This is a genomic window from Brasilonema octagenarum UFV-OR1 (assembly GCF_963888615.1).
GTDB lineage: Bacteria > Cyanobacteriota > Cyanobacteriia > Cyanobacteriales > Nostocaceae > Brasilonema > Brasilonema sennae.
This window is the reverse complement of the sequence record NZ_CAWPKW010000281.1, coordinates 1-18,990: the sequence shown is the minus strand read 5'-3', so window position 1 is coordinate 18,990 and position 18,990 is coordinate 1. Positions and strand designations below refer to the sequence as shown.

12 protein-coding genes are annotated in these 18,990 nt (G+C 46.1%); 6 read left to right on the top strand and 6 right to left on the bottom strand.

The genetic code is table 11. From position 1 onward, the window contains the following. Window positions 1–277: 277 nt before the first annotated feature. The 3 genes from AC5590_RS24050 to AC5590_RS24040 all read left to right on the top strand — a co-directional run bounded on the left by AC5590_RS24050 (window position 278) and on the right by AC5590_RS24040 (window position 7,014). On the top strand, window positions 278–4,642 hold the full coding sequence (locus tag AC5590_RS24050) for an nSTAND1 domain-containing NTPase (RefSeq protein ID WP_169265902.1): 4,365 nt from the start codon (window positions 278–280) through the stop codon (window positions 4,640–4,642). A 101-nt stretch (window positions 4,643–4,743) separates the two neighbouring features. Further along, window positions 4,744–5,214, top strand: a complete 471-nt coding sequence (locus AC5590_RS24045; protein ID WP_169265901.1) for a hypothetical protein — start codon at window positions 4,744–4,746, stop codon at window positions 5,212–5,214. 246 nt (window positions 5,215–5,460) lie between these two features. After that, window positions 5,461–7,014, top strand: a complete 1,554-nt coding sequence (locus AC5590_RS24040; protein WP_169265900.1) for a cytochrome P450 — start codon at window positions 5,461–5,463, stop codon at window positions 7,012–7,014. Between the two features lie 225 nt (window positions 7,015–7,239). Here the strand turns inward: AC5590_RS24040 and AC5590_RS24035 are convergent, their stop codons facing one another. Then, window positions 7,240–8,835 (bottom strand): FAD-dependent oxidoreductase, encoded by a 1,596-nt coding sequence (locus tag AC5590_RS24035; protein WP_169265899.1) that lies wholly within the window; start codon window positions 8,833–8,835, stop codon window positions 7,240–7,242. Window positions 8,836–9,020: 185 nt separating this feature from the next. On the opposite strand from AC5590_RS24035, the gene AC5590_RS24030 reads away from it, so the two are divergent. Together AC5590_RS24030 and AC5590_RS24025 are read left to right on the top strand one after the other, a co-directional pair. Beyond that, window positions 9,021–9,362, top strand: a complete 342-nt coding sequence (locus AC5590_RS24030) for a DUF8820 family protein (RefSeq protein ID WP_169265898.1) — start codon at window positions 9,021–9,023, stop codon at window positions 9,360–9,362. Next, the gene (locus tag AC5590_RS24025; protein ID WP_169265897.1) at window positions 9,362–10,060 is read left to right on the top strand and encodes a DUF6745 domain-containing protein; all 699 of its coding nucleotides are present in this window, start codon (window positions 9,362–9,364) and stop codon (window positions 10,058–10,060) included. The genes AC5590_RS24030 and AC5590_RS24025 overlap by 1 nt, the downstream gene beginning before the upstream one ends. Window positions 10,061–10,293: 233 nt before the next feature. On the opposite strand, the gene AC5590_RS24020 is transcribed toward AC5590_RS24025, so the two are convergent. After that, window positions 10,294–12,141, bottom strand: coding sequence for a vWA domain-containing protein (locus AC5590_RS24020; protein ID WP_169265896.1), 1,848 nt, complete (start codon window positions 12,139–12,141; stop codon window positions 10,294–10,296). A 458-nt stretch (window positions 12,142–12,599) separates the two neighbouring features. On the opposite strand from AC5590_RS24020, the gene AC5590_RS24015 reads away from it, so the two are divergent. Further along, window positions 12,600–13,049 (top strand): orange carotenoid protein N-terminal domain-containing protein, encoded by a 450-nt coding sequence (locus AC5590_RS24015; protein ID WP_169265895.1) that lies wholly within the window; start codon window positions 12,600–12,602, stop codon window positions 13,047–13,049. 256 nt (window positions 13,050–13,305) lie between these two features. Here AC5590_RS24015 and AC5590_RS24010 read toward each other — a convergent pair whose 3' ends face one another. The 4 genes from AC5590_RS24010 to AC5590_RS23995 form a co-directional block, all read right to left on the bottom strand. Beyond that, window positions 13,306–14,940, bottom strand: a complete 1,635-nt coding sequence (locus tag AC5590_RS24010; RefSeq protein WP_169265894.1) for a DHA2 family efflux MFS transporter permease subunit — start codon at window positions 14,938–14,940, stop codon at window positions 13,306–13,308. 38 nt (window positions 14,941–14,978) lie between these two features. After that, window positions 14,979–16,451 (bottom strand): HlyD family secretion protein, encoded by a 1,473-nt coding sequence (locus tag AC5590_RS24005; protein WP_169265893.1) that lies wholly within the window; start codon window positions 16,449–16,451, stop codon window positions 14,979–14,981. A gap of 362 nt (window positions 16,452–16,813) precedes the next feature. Continuing rightward, the gene (locus AC5590_RS24000) at window positions 16,814–17,443 is read right to left on the bottom strand and encodes a TetR/AcrR family transcriptional regulator (protein WP_169265919.1); all 630 of its coding nucleotides are present in this window, start codon (window positions 17,441–17,443) and stop codon (window positions 16,814–16,816) included. Window positions 17,444–17,575: 132 nt separating this feature from the next. After that, on the bottom strand, window positions 17,576–18,895 hold the full coding sequence (locus AC5590_RS23995; RefSeq protein WP_169265892.1) for a glycosyltransferase family protein: 1,320 nt from the start codon (window positions 18,893–18,895) through the stop codon (window positions 17,576–17,578). Between the last annotated feature and the right edge of the window lie 95 nt (window positions 18,896–18,990).

Genomic DNA, 18,990 nt, shown 5'->3' with positions numbered 1-18,990 from the left:
TTTAATCGCCCCTTCCTACTAAGGAAAAAAGTCTTACCAGCGATAGGGTAAGAGCATCTGAATTAAGGTTGACACAAGGGATAAGAACAATATATTGTATTTTTAAGAAAACAAGAGTTTAAAACTTGAATCATATAATCATTATCTATAACAACTCGTTTACTTTTTTGTCGTTCGCGTAGCGTGCTGTAGGCAAGACTACGTTTGTAAGTTTATTTACGATTGAGAGCATTGAGAGCAATGCGTCGTAGGAAAGCCGCTATGTGAAAATTCCACTATGCCTGAGTTTAAACGCAGTCTGGCAGTTGTTATCGGTATCAATCACTATGTCAATGGCATCCCGGAACTCAAAACTGCTGTCAATGATGCTAAGCAACTTGCCCTGATCTTGGAGCAAAAGTATCAATACCAAGTTCTACGATTGTTAGATACAGAAGCAACTAAGGACAAACTCACCAGTCTGTTTACAGCTTTTGAGGAGCAAACCCTTACTTTACCCGATGGCAGTAAAATCCACGTTGAACCTAATGATCGATTCCTGTTCTACTTTGCCGGACACGGCTTCGCCCAAGATGGACTAGACAATGCCGATGGACCAGCAGGTTTCCTCGTGCTTCAAGATGGGCAACAAGATGACAGGACTTGGCTACCTATGCAGCAACTGCACGATGCCTTAGTCAAACTGCCGTGCCGTCATATGTTGATTATCCTTGACTGCTGCTTTGCTGGTACTTTCCGGTGGGCAGGACGCAATAGACAAGTGGTGCGAGCGCACAAACTCTATCAGGAACGCTATGATCGCTTTATTGCTGGTTGCGCTCACCAGGTGATTACCTCGGCCGCCGATGACGAGAAAGCCGCAGATTACCTGTATAGTTTTGGGCAGCGGGGCGAGAATCAATCTCACTCTCCCTTTGCAGAACTTCTTTTTAAGGCATTCAGCGGAGAGGCAGATTATACCAAGGATGGTGTGATCACTGCAACTGAACTCTACGTCTATTTGCGCGACAACATTACTAGCAAACAGACTCCCGAAATCTGTGTACTTAAGAGGCATGACAAAGGGGAGTACATTTTTCCCGTTCCTGGTTTTGACCGCAATCAATTAAAACCAGCCCCCAAACTAAATGAAAAAACTAACCCGTACAAGGGATTAGCGTCGTTTGAAGAAGAAGACAGCGATAAGTTCTTTGGTAGAACTGCTTTGATCCAAAAGCTACAAGAATTTGTCACGACGCATTCATTAACGGTTGTGCTAGGCGCTTCCGGTGCGGGTAAGTCGAGTTTGGTCAAAGCCGGATTGATTCCTCAGTTGAAGAAAAGTCAGCAACAGTGGCGCATCCTCCCTCCTATCCGCCCCGGAGAGTCCCCCTTGAGGGCTTTGAATAAAATGCTGCTTCAAGAAAACTTGCCAGTTGTTGATAAAGAAGCGGCTATTCCCGGAGTAAAAAGCGTGCTGGCAAAATTGGCGAATTGGAGTCAGCTTAATCCCAACTCCAAGCTGCTGCTGGTCATCGACCAGTGTGAAGAATTAGTCACCCTATGCCGCAATAACACTGAGCGAGAGAAGTTTCTGAGCGGCTTGGCAGAGGCAATCGGGGCAAGTCCTGAGCAGTTACGCCTGGTGCTAACACTGCGAAATGACTTTGAACCGCAATTAAGCGATACTGCCTTAAAGCAGTATTGGACATCAGCTCGGTTTCTCGTACCGGGGATGAAGCGGCAAGAATTGCGGCAAGCAATTGTGGAACCAGCTACTGCCAGAGTGATGTTTTTTGAGCCACCCACTTTGGTAGACCAGTTAATTGATGAGGTCATGCTGATGCCGGGAACGCTGCCGTTGCTGTCGTTTACCCTAAGTGAGCTTTACCTCAAGTATATTCAAAGTGTTAGGAAGGGGACAAGGAGCGATCGCGCGATCGCTCAAGCAGATTATGAAGAACTGGGTGGCGTTACGCGCAGCCTCACCCAAAAAGCTGACTTTGAATATGAGCAGTTACAAAAGCGCGATCAAGCTTATACACTTATTATTAAGCAGGTGATGCTGCGGATGGTGGCAGTAGATGGCGGTGAGTTGGCTCGTAGAAAAGTACTCTTGTCTGAACTGGAGTATCCTCCAACCAAAAATGAGCGCGTGCAGGAGGTGATTCGACAATTTACCGACGCACGGCTGCTAGTCAAAGGTGAAGATAGCGAGGGAAACTGCTGTGTTGAGCCTGCCCATGATGCCTTAGTACGGGGATGGCAAAAGCTGTTGGTTTGGAAACAACAACAGCCGGAGACTATAATTCTACAACGGCGGTTGACACCTGCTGCTCTGGAATGGAACAGCAACCAACCAACAACGTTTCATTGGACTCCCAATCCGCGTAATTGGTTCGAGCAGTTTTGGAAAAGAAAGCGACAGGCAGGCTTTCTTTGGGATCGTAATCCACGTCTCGATTTCTTGCAGCAGGTACTTGATTCAACTGACAACTGGTTCAACAAGGTAGAAACTGAGTTTGTGCAACGCAGTCTCCAGCGCCAGCGCCACAACCGCCGCAAGACAATTGGCTTGGTGGCGACAGGGTTCGCCGTCGTGTTGGGATTTGCTGGTTTTCAGTGGTATCAGAACCAAGTGGCTCAGATTAAAACCCTAACTGCATCTTCAAAAGAACTTTTTGCCTCAGACCAAAAGTTTGATGCATTGATAGAAGGTATAAAAGCAGGGGAAAAACTAAAAAGGGCAATTGGAGTAGATCCTGATACTAAGTTTGAGGCTTTGACTGCATTACAGCAGGCAGTTTACTGGGTGAGAGAGCGCAACCGCTTGGAAGGGCAAAGCGGTGATTTCCTGAGCATAGCTTGGAGCGCTGATGGTAAACTGCTAGCATCGGGGAATAATGACGGCAGCATCAAACTCTGGAGTTTTGACGGCAAGAAATTCAAGACGATCAACGGGCATAAGGGTGCCGTTGGTAGCGTCAGTTTTAGCCCTGATGGTAAGATGCTAGCATCGGGGAGTGCCGATCGCACCATCAAACTCTGGAGCCTTGACGGCAAGGAACTGAGGACGATCAAAGGGCATAGCGATCAAGTCAGGAGCGTTAACTTCAGCCCTGATGGTAAGATGCTAGCTTCCGGAAGTGATGACGGCACCATCAAACTTTGGAATGACGGCAAGGAACTGAGAACGCTCAAAGGGCATAGCTCTGCGGTTCTTAGCGTCAGCTTCAGTCCTGATGGCAAGATGCTAGCTTCGGGGAGTTATGACGGCATGATCAAACTCTGGAATGACGGCAAAGAACTCAAAACGCTTAAAGGGCATAATCGAGATGTCGAGAGCCTCAGCTTCAGCCCCGACGGCAAGATGCTGGCTTCGGGGAGTTCTGACAAAACCGTCATACTCTGGAAAACGGTAGATGGCAAGAAACTGAGGACGCTCAAAGGGCATAGCGATTCTGTTAGGAGCGTAGTTTGGAGTCCCGACGGCAAGATGTTGACTTCGGCGAGTATTGACAAAACCGTCATACTCTGGAGTCCTGAAGGCAATATCCTCAGGACTATTAAAAATAGTACTTGGGTCGAAAGCGCTGCTTGGAGTCCCGACGGCAAGATGCTGGCTTGGCGAACTGTTGACGGAACCATCAAACTTTGGACTTTTGAGGGCAAGGAACTTAAAACTCTTACAGGGCATCACGATGTGGTCAGGAGCGTCAACTTTAGCCCTAATGGCAAGATGCTGGCTTCGGGGAGTGATGACAAGAGTGTCAAACTCTGGAATCTTGAGGGTAAGGAATTGCCGGGGATTAAACAAGGGCATAGCGGAAAGGTTTATAGTGTCGCTTGGAGTCCCGACGGCAAGATGCTGGCTTCGGGAAGTGAGGACAATAGTGTCAAACTCTGGAGCTTGGTGAACCACGGCAAAGAATGGAACCACGAAGAGAATGATGCGGTCAGAAGTGTCAGCTTTAGCCCCGATGGTAAGCTGTTAGCTTCGACGAGTGGCACTACCATCAAACTTAGGAGCAAAGACGGTAACGAAATCAGGACACTCAAAGGGCATGACAATGAAATTTGGAGCGTCAGCTTCAGTCATGACAGCAAGATGTTGGCTTCGGGAAGTCGCGATGGCACCATCAAACTCTGGAGCTTAACAAACCGCAAGGTGCAGACGCTTAGGGGGCATAGCGGTGAAGTCAGGAGCGTCGCTTGGAGTCCCGATGACAAGCTCCTAGTTTCGGGAGGTAAGGACAGCACCATCAAACTCTGGAGTATCGAGAACCGCAAGCAACTCTGGATCCATCATGTAGAAGGTGACGGGGTTCACAGCGTCAGTTTTAGCCCCGACGGCAAACTACTGGCTTCAGCAAGTGATAACGGCACTGTCCAACTCTGGAACCTTGAGGGTAAGGAATTGATGAGACTCACAGGGCATAGCAGTGGGGTTAGGAGTATATCTTGGAGTCCCGACGGTAAGCTGCTGGCTTCAGCTAGTAATGACAAAACCTTGCTGCTGTGGAACTTGGAGCTATTGGATCTAGATATGGTATTGAAGCGCGGGTGTGAATGGATACATGATTATTTGAAGACCAACCCTAATGTCACAAAGGAAGATCGTCATCTGTGCGATGACATTAGAATTTCCCGTTCACATAATTGACAAAAATACAAAAAAATGCGTATTACCGAAAAAATAGTATTTTTGGCTTAGTACAGCGTTATCCTAGGAATATAGCTCGATAGTTACGCACACTCAAAGTCATGAAAGTCTTAGGGCTAGTCTTATCTACCCTGTTTTTGCTGACGCCACCTGTTATGGCAGTTGAGTATCAGGGGAAAAATATTGATGGCACAAAGCTAGCAGCCAAAGCTTACTACCGTGCAACTGGTGGAGTTTACGACGTTCAGGTACGCTTTAAACAGAATCGAGCGACAATCTACTTTGATGGTGGATACGAAACTACTATACAGTTGTCGCAGAAGGTTATAACTGACCCGAGCAATATTTCTGGTTTTGGAAAACTCGGACACATTTTTCTGAATAGGGCATTCAGTATTGGCTTGATTCCTGATAATAATTTTGTAGGCGACACTCAACCATCTTCGTCACCTCCTCTTGAAGGCTTTTGGAAAATTAGCTTAGATTCAAAGGATTTAAACAAGTTCATTCATTCAGGACAGAGTGACAAGCGCTCTAATAGTACGATTCATTTACGGACTTCCAAAGAATAAAATCACCAATAAATAGTAATAATAATCATTGCCAGCAAAAAGCTCCGTCACAATTAAATGAGCGCGGCTCACTACCAACAGCCGAAAGTGCCGCGAACAAAGAGGGCATCTCTTCAGTAAGTGGATATTGAAGCACCATGAGTTTTCTAAACGTCGATTTTCGCATGAAAATCGCATTAACGAATCACCGAAACAATACGCTAGTATCTGGATAGTCTGAAGTTTTTGTTAGACAAAGGCGGATTCATGTTCCAAAACATTGCTGCTCAGATTGCTTTTTCTGACTCATTTCCATATTTAGTTACAGTCTCAGGTGTTACTAGCATAGCGGTCATATTTGGCTGGCGCTGGTGGAAACAAAAGAACACTTACAAATCTCTAGACTCGCTTCCCTCTCCTCCCAGACACTGGCTGTTAGGAAATGTCCCTCAAATATTAGCAGCAGTAAAACAGAAGAAATACTTCCAATTATTGTTTGATTGGAGCCAGCAGCTAGGACCAATGTATGTCTTCTGGACTGGCAATCCAGTTCTGGTTTTGAGTAAGCCAAAAGTTATTGAAGACACTATTGTAAATGGGATGAGAGACGGGAGCCTAGTTAGGTCCCAGAGAGCGAGCAAAGCTTGGAACGATATCAGTGGGCCGATTCTTCTCGGTCAAAACGGGACTGAGTGGCAGTGGCGACGCAAGGCTTGGAACCCCGAATTTAGTTCTAGCAGTCTGTTCAAATATGTTGAGATTATTAGCCAAGCTTGCGAACAAGTCATCGACACACTTAAAGAAACCGCTCCACCAAAAGAAGTTCAGGTAGATCCTCTGTTTGTAGAACTGACGATGAGGGTGATTTGCTGTCTAGTACTGGGGATTCCTGTAGATAAAAAGAGCACCAGTCATGAAGGACCACCCCTCGAAGTTCTCAAGGTATACGAGGCAATGTCTGTTGTAGGCTATCGCTTCCTACGGGTAGCTACTGGCGAGAAGAGATGGATGAAATATTTGCCAACTAAAAATTCACGAGATTATTGGGCAGCAAGGCGATTTTTAGAGGAGTTTATTACTCCCAGAGTAGACTTAGCTTTACAGATGAGAGAACAAAACAAAACCGAGCTACCACAGGTAAGTCCTTTGTTCCAAGAATCAATGTTAGTGAAAATAGCCGCCAAAGAACCGAAATACAATCGGGAAACACTCATAGCAGAAACTATAGAATTGTTAATAGCTGGTACTGACACTACAGCTCATACTTTATCCTTTGCAGTAGCAGAGTTGACCTTAAATCAAAGGGTTTTTCAGCATGCACAGGCTGTAGTTGACCAAGCTTGCCAAAGTCGAGGTGGCATTAATACAGAAACCCTAAAAGAACTGGCTTACGTTCGCGCTATTATCAAGGAGACTTTGCGCCTTTATTCAGTTGCCTCCGGCTCGACTTCATTGGAAGCTCAACGTGACATTGTTATTGAAGGTAAGCTTATTCCTCGTGGTACGAAAGTATTCTGGTCAATGCTTGCTGCTGGACGAGATCCAGAAGTCTATCCTCAGAGCGAAGAATTTTTGCCGGAGCGTTGGTTAGACAAGAGTAAGGAAAGTAGTTTACTTCCAATGATAGACTTTGGCTCAGGTTATCATCGTTGCTTGGGAGAGCATCTGTCAATGCTGGAAGCAACGGTGATGCTGGCATTATTGTTGCGTTACTTCGACTGGGAGTTAGTTAACGGTCGTTCATCTGTAGAACAGTTACAGCAGAACCTTTTGATTTATCCATCCGACAGAATGCCGGTGCGTTTTAGGTTGAGAAAGTAGGGGTCAAGCCTTCTATAGAGAAATACGGGAAAACCCCATCAATAGTAGGACTTAGGCAAAAATAGCCAAAAAGCTTTATTTATCGAACCGCCAAGACGAGCCAGCGCTGCAGGAGGGTTTCCCTCCGTAGGTGACTGGCGTCGCCAAGAGCGCCAAGAATTCGTAGAGTGTGCGTAAGTCCTAAATAGATTGAGATGCCACTGCCGTGCATGGTCTGCCGACAGCCTAGGACTTGCTGTTAACTTGACGCTGTCTCTGAACGAAATCAACTGCACCGCTGCGTAATTCATCGAGTGTTGGCATCTGGTTGGAACGCATCAGTTCAAAGATAGCCGCTGTTTCGGTATCCCGATGGCTGGTTGCAACTGCCAATACTTGATTATTTTTCACATAGAAAGCAATAAATTCCTGTTTTTGCAGATCGCCATCCACAATCATCTCATCCCAACTTTCAGCATGTCCAACGTAGCGCAAGGGAAATTTGAATTGCATTGTCCAGAAAATAGGAAGTCCTTTAAATTTGACTGCTTTTCCTGCCATGTTATGAGCTGCAATCCGCCCTTGCTCTGCCGCAACTCGCCAGTGTTCAACGCGAATTGGTTCTCCTGTACGCCAGTCGGGATAACGAGCTATATCGCCTGCTGCGTAAATACCCTCAGCCGCACGCAAGTATTCATCAACAACAACACTCTTATCTTTGGAATGCAAATTAACACCCCCAAGAAATTCTGTTGCTGGCTGTACGCCAATTCCTACAATGACTATATCGGCTGTTAAGTGATCGCCATTATCTAATATTACAGCTTCTACCTTGCTACTACCTTCAAATCGAACCGCTTTCCTACCCAACTTAAAGGAAACGCCATTCTCCTGATGAACCTGCTGAAATTGCTTGCCAATTTGCTCACCCAAGATTTTTTCAAAAGGTACAGAATCGGGCGAAACAACGGTTACCTGTGAGCCTCGCTGAGTCAATCCCGCAGCCACTTCCATACCGATAAAACTCGAACCAATCACCACCACCTGTTTTTTTTGCTCGGTGAGTGCCAAAGCGCGATTGGTATCATCAAAACTACGTAATGTGAAAATGTTCTGTAAGTCTGCACCTGGAATATCGAGACTTACTGGCTTTCCTCCTGTTGCTACCAACAGGGCATCATAAGTCAACGAATCACCATCACTCAAAGCGATTGCACCTGTTGTCACCTGCTCAACTCGCTTATTAAACAGCACTTCAATATTGTGTTCTTTGTAGAAATCTGGCGAGCGCAACGGCATTTCCTCAGAGGATGTCTCACCAATTAAGTAGTCTTTACTAAGCTTGGTGCGATCATAGGGCAGCTTGTCTTCCTGAGTAATCATGACGATTCGCCCCTGATATCCAGCTACTCGCAAAGCTTCTGCAGCATGAGAACCAGCCGCCCCCGCTCCTAAAATAACAAATGTGCGTTTATCAACGTTGGGGTCGAATTGCGCCATTGAGGGCAATCGCAACCCCGTTGTTTTCTCTGGTACGCTGACAATGACGTTTTCACCTTCAATGCGTACCGTATAGCACGCTAAAGAATCCAAGCCAGGAGGCTCTGTTTGGTCGCCATTTGTCACATCAAAACAGGCATTGTGCCAAGGGCAAACAACATGATGCCCACTTAACACCCCCTCTGCCAGTGGTGCTTTATAATGACTACAATGTGCGCCGACGGCATAAAACTTTCCATCCAATCGGCTCAGCAAAACTTCTGTCTCGCCGACACACACCTGTTGCATTTCACCATCTTTTAAGTCGTTAATATTGGCAACGACTGCTTCTAGTTGTTTCATATCAAATTTTGAAATAAGAGTTAAGTCGGTGAAAATAATGCACGCCAAAACTAGCTGTCTTTCACGTCCTAAAGATAATAGAAAAGATAGCTGACATCATGTCCCGCAGGGTAGATGCCAAACTAGTACAGCAGTCTACGAATCCAAGAGCTTTATTTTTGGCAAAGGTATTGTATGATTAATACATGTTGAATAACCGTAAAAACTCCCAAGCTAACCAAACTGGTATTCTCTACAGACACGGCGACGTTCTGATCGGACGAATTGCTAGTTTACCAGTTGGTGCTCAAAAGCGTGTAGGTGCTACTCTGGCTCATGGTGAAGTCACAGGACACAGCCATCGCATTCAGCAATCTAATGCTGTTCAGTTGTGGGTGCATGGTAGTAACCTTTTTCTAGAGGTTAAAGAACCAAGTGCCACATTGATTCATGAAGAACATCGGGCGATTGAATTACCTCAAGGACTTTACCGCGTGTGGAGACAACGTGAATACCGCCCTGATGCTTACGTAGAGGTAACCGACTAATGTTTAGGATGATGTCGAACGGACGTGTGCCTAATAAACCAGTTAAGCAGCGTCCAAGCGAAAGCCACGAGCCTGTATCTGCAGAACGTGGTCGAAAACTCATCCTTGAGCATCGCGCATGGGATGGTATGCGCGTTTTGGGTCATCTGGATTTAAGTGGGGCGTCGGCTCTTTACAATCTACCTGAAAATCTCACCTGTGAAAGTCTAGATATTAGAGACTGTGTGAACCTCACGATCCTTCCCAAAGGTCTCCACGTCACTTATTGGATCGAGTTGGCTGGAAGTGGGATTACCAGTCTGCCTGCGGGGCATGGTTTCGTTTTGCATTGGCGAGGCGTGCGGGTGAGTGATAGCATTGCCTTTGAATCGCAGTCCATAACGGGGCAAGATATCCTGAATGTAGAAAATGTTGAGTTGCGTCGCGTGCTCATTGAGCGTCTGGGATACGAGACATTTTTGCAGCAAGTGGGAGGATTGATTCGCGATCGCGATAGAGACGCTGGTGGAGAACGTCAACTTGTCTACATTCCTTTTGAGGATGACGAACCACTTATGGTCTTGAAAGTCACTTGTCCATCCACAGGACACACTCATATCCTACGCGTTCCCCCTTATATGCGGAGTTGTCATCAAGCAGCTGCCTGGATTGCAGGCTTTGACAACCCAGATGACTATCATCCTCTGATTGAGGCGTAAATTCGTAATTCGTAATTAATGACGGAATTACGTTGAAAAGCGTAAATCCTAAATAGGACTTACGCAAAAACTCTTTTAAACCCTCTTAACTTCGTGTTCTTTGCGTCCTACCCTGCGGGAAGCCGCTCTGCGTCTATGCGGTTTTTTTTCATTTTTTTGCGTAAGTCCTGCTGAAAAAGAAAAACCGTGAATCAATTCCACTTACACCCCTACACCCTTACACCCTTACACCCCTAATTTGTAATGGTAGGTTGAACAAATCGCTTAATTTCACCACACGCAATATAAGATTTGCCATCAGGTGCTGTTTTGATTTCATCAACAACGTAAAGCATTCCTTCCTCGCGAACGGAGCGGGGAAAACGCATGTTCCAATCCGGTTCATATCCATCAGAAACCACTCTAGCACGTAGCTTGCTGCCATCTTTGACACACTGAACTAGAATGCCGTCCTTCGTAGTGTCAGTTGTGGGGAGGTCGGCAGCACTGGCAGGACCTTTGGAAGCTTTGCCTGTGCTAGCTGACCTCGATTGCCTATGGGCAACGAAGATATCTGCTTCACCAGGTTGAGCAAAACGGGTGATGTTGCCGTTTACACGGTAGAAACTGCTATCGCTTGAGAGTTCTAGTTTTTCAACGACATAGCGTGCTCCTTCGGCACGAATTGATCGGGGAAACTGGACGTTTTTGGTTGAATCATAACCCTCGGACATCACTTTTACTCGCAGCTTACCCCCTTCACGAACGCAGTACAGTTCAACACCAGAACCGACTTCATTCACAACTGGCATCGCGAACACTTCATCGCCAGCAGTGACACCACGACCCACCAAATCGCTGCGATTGCGCGTCATCGTCTGGTAAGTCTGATCCAGCAGTTCTTTTCGTCCCGCATTGCCTAGAGCTTTTTGGGCGATCCGACCCGCGAAATACTCCAGCTGATCTATCTCTTCAGCAATTTCAAAATTCTCATTCAATCCTTTATCCCGCAGCTCTTGCACAACCGCACGGAGGATTTGCTCAGCTTCCTGATGTCTGCCATGTTCCGCTAGGTCGAGGGCAGTTTCTTTAGCCTTAGCAATGGTGAGGCGGCTCAGTTCAAGGATAATACGGCTCGTAGAGGCAAGAGCTGCTTCCTCAACGGTGCCAACTTTGGCAATGATATCTGCTGTGCCTGACACGCTTTGAATCAAGTCGTCTTGAACAACATCAGCGCTGTAATGCAGCTTCATCACAGGTAACTCGCCAATTTGAGCAGAGGATATCAGCAAACTCAACCCTAGAAGTTTGTCTTCACCTTCATAAAGTTCCCCCAGGGTAATGACAGCAAGACCCGCCTCATTCTGGCTGACTTTCGCAAGACTTAAAGTATCAACGAGGCTGACACCATCAGCCAACTCAAGTGTCACCTTGAGGTTCTGTCCCACTACTGCCCTCAGAGAATCTAGCTCAATGCTAAACACTTCCGTTGCTTCGTCGATGCTCTGAATGAAGTAGAAGTTGCCGTTGGCAGCCCTTGCCATACCAATCAGGAGGTCTTCATTGAAACCCTGATCAAAACCTAAGGTAGTTGTAGTGATGCCTTCCTCAGCTTTTTGCCCTGATGTGGCTGTGAGTACCTTAGGGTCTTGAATGCCCATATTGGCGTGACCATCGGTAAGCAGGAGAACACGGTTGATTTTTTGCGGATCAAGTTGCTTCTTCACATGTTCGCAGCCTTTGAGCCATCCGCCGGATAAGTTGGTAATACCACCGGCTCTCACCTTGCGTATGGAATTTTTCAGCGCGGCTTTGTCAGTCACAGGCTGGGGTGGCACAACACTGTCCACTTCATCGTCGTAAACAACCACTGAGAGAATGTCGTCTGGCTCAAGTTGATCCACCACAGATTCAGCAGCTTTGAGTGCATGATGCAAGGAACCACCTGCCATAGAACCTGAGCGATCAATGACAAGAGAAAGGTTAAGGTTACGTCGGGGAGATTCAGCTATGTCAGCACGAAAACGCAGCAGAATATTAGTCTTTAATGAAGAACCTGCAGGTAGAATAGCTTGGTCAAAGTCGTAACTTGTCTTGATCATTTTGTATATCCCTCCAAGTTGTCTGTGCTCAGCCACAAGCCCTATGATGCTGGAAAAATCAGTGCTCTCTCTATTTTACTCCCAAATCAGTGTGTCCAGTGTGAGGAGGGGCGGTTAAAGTAAACTTTTATAGCTTTTTGCTCTGACAGATTTCACTACCAATTGATATCTGACTGGACTTTGGACATTCTCGCCATTGTAGCCAGTTAAGAAAGTGCGGTTTGGTGGATCAAACGCAATCACCTTGTCGCTTTCAGTTGGTGATACTTCACTGTATTCAGGGAAACAACTAAACCATTTACCACAACGGTAATCTATCTTGTGTAGTGAGTTTTATTCCTACCCTAAGTAGGGTTATCTATCTTTATTTATTAGTTAACTTGTGTAAAGTTACTAAGAGCAAATTTTCTTAGTCACTCAGGAAATTGAGAATAACTTTAACTTGCTTGGAGTTTTTTATGACCTACACAGTTGACGAAAGCATAAAACCAGCTCTGGAAGCTTTTCAACGCTTTGATGTGGATACTCAACTAGCCCTACTTTGGTTCGGTTACCTGGATATGAAAGACCAACTAAACCCAGCACCACCTCAAAGCGTAGAAGTACCAGCTAAGGCACTGTTTGACGGAATCCAGAGTTTGTCTAAGGAAGAACAACTGCAAGCACAACGCGACCTTATTAAAGGTGCAGCTACCGATAGCAGTAGTGGTTATGACTCTCTAAGTCCCAATGCCAAATTAGATGTTTGGCTGATGCTGGCACAAGGAATGGAGAACGGAACCATCATAGGAATGCCGTCTGACTATCAACTACCTGCTGAAACGGACAAATTTACAGCAGATATTCAAAAGCTAGACTTTGAGCAGCGGATTAATTTCATGCTGAGTGCAGTGCAAAAAATGGGTTAGCTCATAGCATTTCTGAATAAAGATGCACAAGTCTAATCTGCATAGGAATTCAGGCTAGACTTGTAGCATTCGCCGACAAAGTAAGACATGGTGCGGAGCCTCAATGCTTCATCAATGCTGTGCGCTTGTTGATTGTGAGTTTTAGTTCTGTCTTGAAACCTAACAGCACCTTTGCGTTACCTCCTTAACTACTTGAGCCATAAAGGCGCGCTGAAAATAACGCTGCAAGCGATCGCTTAACAAGCGTGCTATTTGATTAATGATCCATAGGAGCCTTCGCACCTGCACCCCCTTTACCCAAGAACATCAGCAATACTAAGGAACAGAGGAACACAATGCCGACAAAATGAAAAATATCTGCGTAGGATAAAATTGCTGCTTGCGTGCTGACCAATTGTTTCAGGCTTGCAAACGCCTGTTGTTGAGCTGTTGTCGCATCTGAGCCTCGGCTCTGAAAAACGCCAGTCAACGCATCAAGGCGTTGCTGAGTTTCTAAATCGTAAGGAGTTAACTTTGCCAGCAGTACTGCTGAGTGGAAGGCTTCCCGTTGCTCCAACATGGTTGTCAAGATTGCAATCCCAATACTGCCACCTAACTGACGAGTAAGATTATAAAAGCCGGAACCAGCAGAAACATCCTTCTTGGGCAATGGACCTAAAGTTGCCAAGCTTAATGGCAAAAACATGAGAACCGTCACAGCCCCCCGCCAAATTAGAGGCCAGAATAAATCATCGGTACCTGTTTGAGGCGTAATTTTGCTAAGGTTAAACATAACCAGCGCCGAACCAACTGCCCCTATACCAATGAGCAGGCGGGCATCCACTTTGCCGGAAATCTTACCCAGCAAAACCATGACAATCGCTGATGCTAACGCACCAGGAGCCAGTAACCATCCGGTTTGTGTTGCGGAAAATCCCAATACGCTTTGAGTAAATAACGGCACAGCAAACAGCGCACCATAAAGCCCCATGCCCAAAATGCCAGAGTAGACGCTACCCGCTGCTAATGAACGGTGACGCAATACCCGCAACTGCACCGCAGGTGCTTTTATAGTTAATTCTCGCCAAATAAATAACGCCAGCCCAACGACACCAGTAATAGCCAGAGTAGTGATAAAACTCGATTCAAACCAATCGTCTCGTTCGCCTTCTTCTAAAACAGTTTGCAAACTACCGACTGCGATCGCCAATAGCCCAATTCCCCACCAATCAACGGGTTGTTGAGTTTGCTGATTTTTTGGAGGATCGGGGCGCAAAAAGAATATCGACATTGCCACTGCCACAAGACCAATCGGCAGGTTAATGAAGAAAATCCACTCCCAGCCTAAATTATCAGTAAGAAAGCCTCCTAAAGTCGGACCAATCGCCGGTCCAGATATCACCCCAACTCCAAACACCGATTGGGCAACACCTTGCTCCGCAGGTGGAAACGTTTCAAATAAGATGGCTTGCGCTTTGGCAAGTAGTCCACCGCCAAATAATCCCTGAACAATGCGAGCAATGATTAAAATGGGCAGATTGGGAGAAAGGCCACACACCACTGAGGCGAATGTGAATCCTATCATTGAAAAGACAAAGTAGTTTTTTTTACCAAAGACATCTCCTAACCAGGCAGAGAGTGGAATCAGAATAACGTTGGCGATCGCATAGCCACTCACCACCCAACCGACTTCACTCACGGTTGCCCCCAATGTGGCTTGAATATCAGTCAGGGCAACGTTTACAATACTGGTATCAATAACTTCCAAAATTGCGCCTAACGATGCCGTCAGTGCGATCGCCCACTTCAGTGGTCCTTGCACATAACCTGCGGAATTATAAGCAGAACCTTTCGAGTTTTTTGAACCAGTCGCTCGCTCTGAACGAGATGAAGAATCATCGGTTATAGCCATTGTTGATAGAAAGTTAATATAAACTGAAGGCTGAGTGATTAATATCTAGCGTTTGTGGATCTGTTTTTTGCAACAGAGGTCGTATCCACTATGACTGTGACGTTCAATCCAGGTCTGAGTTTGTGTTCTGGATCAGTATTCGAGTCAAACACTAAACGTATCGGAACCCACTGCACGACTTTATTAAAGTTCCCTGTCGCATTGTCGGGTGGGATGAGGGCAAAGCTAGATCCAGTGGCAGGGCTGATACCTGCGACATGAGCGTGAAACGTTTCTCCAGGATAGGCATCCACTTCAACGTCTGCCTTTTGCCCAATGTGTACCCGTCCCAGTGCCGTTTCCTTCAAATTCGCCTCTACATAAACCTCATCCGTCTGGAGCGGTACCACCGATAGTAGGGGTTGTGCAATCTGGACTTTTTGTCCCACCTGAGCCGTCAAACGACCGATATACCCGGTCACTGGAGCGTAAATCCTGGTGTATTCCAGTTGCTGACGTGCCAAGGCTAGGGTGGCATCAGTTTGTCTCATTTGCGCTTGCGCCGCTTGCAGCTCGTCTTTTTGCACAGTTAGATTTTGCCCAGAGATTTGCGTTTCTTGCAGCTGCCCCTTGGCTTGTTCTACCTGAGCTTGAGCTGTTTGAAGTTGGGCTTGAGCATTTAGGAACTCTGCCTGGGTTTGAGCAACACTTTTCTGTGCAGCTACTAGCCCTGCTTCAGCATTTTTGTATCCAGCTTGTGCGGTATCAAACTGTTGAGCTGAGATTGCCCCTTCCCGGTAAAGGGCTTGGTAGCGACGAAAATCCGCCTGGGTTTTGTTAACCTCAGTTTGTGCTTGAGCTACATTCGCCTGATTTGTCTCAATCTTTGCCTGAGCTTGATTAACATTGGCTTGTGCTGCTTTCACAGCAGATACACTTGCTGCTAGCTTTGCCTGAGCTTGTTGTACCTGCGTGGGATTTGTTTGGCGAGTCACGCTCACAGTATCAGCCGCCTTTTGCAGTTGAGCTTTGGCGTTCGCCAAATTCGCTTCTGCTTGATGTGCTTGTAGGTTTAAATCCTGATTTTCCAGAACGATTAAGGGCTGTCCTAGTTTCACGCGTTCGCCCTCCTTGACTAAGACTTGCTGAACCGTTGCAGAAATTTTGGCAGAAACCGGCGACAGGTGTCCATCGATTTGGGCGTTATCGGTGGTGACATGGGTACTTTCAAACTGCCACCATCGCAATCCGAAGACTCCTGCAACGGCGAAGGCGATCGCACCACCTAGCAGCAGTATCCATTTTCGATGCTTACCAGATTTGTGCTGCTTATTTTCATCAACAGCTTCATCCTCATCAATGTTTTCCTGTTGCTCGACGACAGTGTTATTAGAAGTAGCCGTATCTTCCTCTATGACTGGCTCTGTTTTCTGCTCGTTTGGTTTTAATGTTGGTTTTAATGTCGCACCATTGCCATTGTAAGTAACAGGTGGCTCTGGAGTTGAGAGATTAGTTGATTCCCCTTGCTTCATGTTGTTCTCAAGCGATCCGACTACAAAATGACAATTTGATTAAATGTGAAATTTAAGAAGATAACCACCCACGCGCACCTTGGGGTGTCACACTACAGATTTTTAGGGAGCGCTTAGCAGGGAACAGGCAACAGAACGACCAATCTACTTGTATTTAGTTTTAACAATGACATATAAAGAACAGAAAACAGAATGACGAATTTATCTATGTTTAGTATTAGAAATGACATATTATTTTATAATTCAGAAAAAACGATTGGTGATAGTTGAGGGTACGCGTGGGTCGGATATAAGATTTAAGAACGCACGGCAGGTGCTACGTGTTTTCATGTAGTGCAGCACAAACAACGCTCAAATCACGATCAAGTCGAGTGATAGCTTGGATTTGAAACCGATGTGCCAATGCTGCGTACAAATAGATCGACACACTCTTCGATGTAGCGATCGCGGCTATAATCCCGTGAAATCGACCAGACATGACGGCGTAACATTCCAGCCAATAGCATTCCAGTGAATACATCCACTGCAAGGGACAACTCTACATCGGAACGGACAGTTCCACGCTCAATTCCATTGCATAGATACGCAACAAGCTTTTCACGCAAAGGTTGACTCGATTGTTGGAAGACTTGCAGGGCTTCATCAGGGTGTCGCTGAGCTTCACCAATGAACATCCGAACCAGCGCTTCATGCTCTCCAAGCATCTGATCATAAAGCTGGGCATAGTGCAGTAAATCGCGCCGCAAATCTTGCGTCCATTCATCTTGGTGAGCAAGTGTTTCTGCTATTAATGCGGTAACATGTTCAGCAACCGCGCTCAGAAGTTGCTCTTTGCTCTGGAAGTGACGAAATAAAGTAACTTCGTTCACTCCTGCTACTCGTGCAATTTCACGAGTAGTGGCTCCAAGAACTCCTGCAGCAGAAAAAACTTCAATAGCTGCTTTGAGTAAGCGTTTACGCGTTTTTGCTGCTCCTGGTTTTAAATTACTCATCATCCAAAAACATGTAAGTGCTTACTTACATATAGTAACGCAAATCAAACAAAAAAGTCCGGACACTCTTGTATTTGCCTTCCTATACTCCTTTTTTTAATTTTGAATTTGAGCTAAGCGAGTGACGTGTCCTTAGTTAGTTAATTCTTCCTCTACTAAAGTTGCTAGCTTTTGTGCTGCACCCGGTTCACCTCGGATACTCTGCAGCTTTGATCGAATTTCTGCTAACTTTTCTGGATGAGCAAGAAAATCTAAAACCATTTCTCCTACTTCTTGGGATTGAAGTTTACCAACTAATTCTGGTACGACCATTTCTTGCGCCCAAATATTGGGCCATGCTAGCAAACCCAATCTTCTCAGTACCAGCCAGTTAATCATCTTCGCAAAACCAGAACCAACCAAAGGCCAATTTGCTAGCAGTCCGGGCAAACCATCCCAAGATCTCATAGCATCTAGCTGTTGTGTTGGTAGCAAAACAATCATTGGTACAGCTAAAGCACCCAGTTCAGCAGTGTTTGCCCCAACTGTCGTTAGGCACAGACAGCACTGGGATAATAAATCGTATGCAGGCGTCTGAGTCCACAGCTGAACACATAAACCTGTTCCTGTCTTCAAGAAGGGACGCTCTGAATGAGTGCCGATTTCTGGGACAAGTTCTGGGACAATTAAAGAAGCACCACTAAAACCAAAGGTTTGAACAAAAGAATTTTTCTTTGGATCGGCAAACTTAGCTAAAGTTTGTAAGTCTAAAGTCGGGGCAACAGGTATGACAAACTTGGTTTGTGGTCTCTTGCTATGGACGTATTCCGCAATTGCCAACGTTAAAGGAACCCCTTGCATCAATTTTGATGGCTTTGAACCAGGCAAAACACCAATCAGTTCGGTGCTGGGTTGTGAGTGCTGAGTGGGCGGATTAGAGGAATTTTCTCCCCAGATCCCCAGATCCTCAGCTTCGCTTGCTTCCAAACCCTGGGCTTCTTGCATCAAATCTCCCACAACGCTAAACTTGTGGGCAAATTTCTGAGGAACACGCTCAGCCACTGTAGCTTTCATCACTCCAAAGCGGTCAATCATGCTGTACCAACGTGCATCCCATTCAGCGTAAACAACGGTGCGATACCCTAGCCTTTTGCCGATGACAACGGAGAAAAACTGATCCCCGCCCAGAAAAACAACAACACCGCGCTTGTACCAGTCCCAATTTTCAAATGTCTTTCCCCAAAGCAAGAACTGCCAAAAATGTTCTGCTGACTGCACTCGGTCAACTTCAGGATAAGATTTCGCAATATCTGCTTCTTTACCACTGGAGTTTGGGCAAGGTGACAAAACCACAGAAATTCTTATTTTATTTCGGTCATCTCCCAGTTGTTGGCGTAATTGCCTAACGACTGGGCGCACCCAAGTTGTTACTTCCCCAGGACCATTTGAGAGAATCAGAATATCAGCAGTCATTGGTCATTAGTCATTGGTGAGTCCAGTCCTGCAGGCGGTGAGACCAGTGCTGCGGGAGGGTTTCCCGACAGCCAGGCATCTGGCGAACCCGAAGG

Coding starts and splice junctions, on each gene's coding strand:
- AC5590_RS24050 (WP_169265902.1), top strand. CDS start 278: ATGCCTGAGTTTAAACGCAGTCTGGCAGTTGTTATCGGTATCAATCAC.
- AC5590_RS24045 (WP_169265901.1), top strand. CDS start 4,744: ATGAAAGTCTTAGGGCTAGTCTTATCTACCCTGTTTTTGCTGACGCCA.
- AC5590_RS24040 (WP_169265900.1), top strand. CDS start 5,461: ATGTTCCAAAACATTGCTGCTCAGATTGCTTTTTCTGACTCATTTCCA.
- AC5590_RS24035 (WP_169265899.1), bottom strand. CDS start 8,835: ATGAAACAACTAGAAGCAGTCGTTGCCAATATTAACGACTTAAAAGAT.
- AC5590_RS24030 (WP_169265898.1), top strand. CDS start 9,021: ATGTTGAATAACCGTAAAAACTCCCAAGCTAACCAAACTGGTATTCTC.
- AC5590_RS24025 (WP_169265897.1), top strand. CDS start 9,362: ATGTTTAGGATGATGTCGAACGGACGTGTGCCTAATAAACCAGTTAAG.
- AC5590_RS24020 (WP_169265896.1), bottom strand. CDS start 12,141: ATGATCAAGACAAGTTACGACTTTGACCAAGCTATTCTACCTGCAGGT.
- AC5590_RS24015 (WP_169265895.1), top strand. CDS start 12,600: ATGACCTACACAGTTGACGAAAGCATAAAACCAGCTCTGGAAGCTTTT.
- AC5590_RS24010 (WP_169265894.1), bottom strand. CDS start 14,940: ATGGCTATAACCGATGATTCTTCATCTCGTTCAGAGCGAGCGACTGGT.
- AC5590_RS24005 (WP_169265893.1), bottom strand. CDS start 16,451: ATGAAGCAAGGGGAATCAACTAATCTCTCAACTCCAGAGCCACCTGTT.
- AC5590_RS24000 (WP_169265919.1), bottom strand. CDS start 17,443: ATGAGTAATTTAAAACCAGGAGCAGCAAAAACGCGTAAACGCTTACTC.
- AC5590_RS23995 (WP_169265892.1), bottom strand. CDS start 18,895: ATGACTGCTGATATTCTGATTCTCTCAAATGGTCCTGGGGAAGTAACA.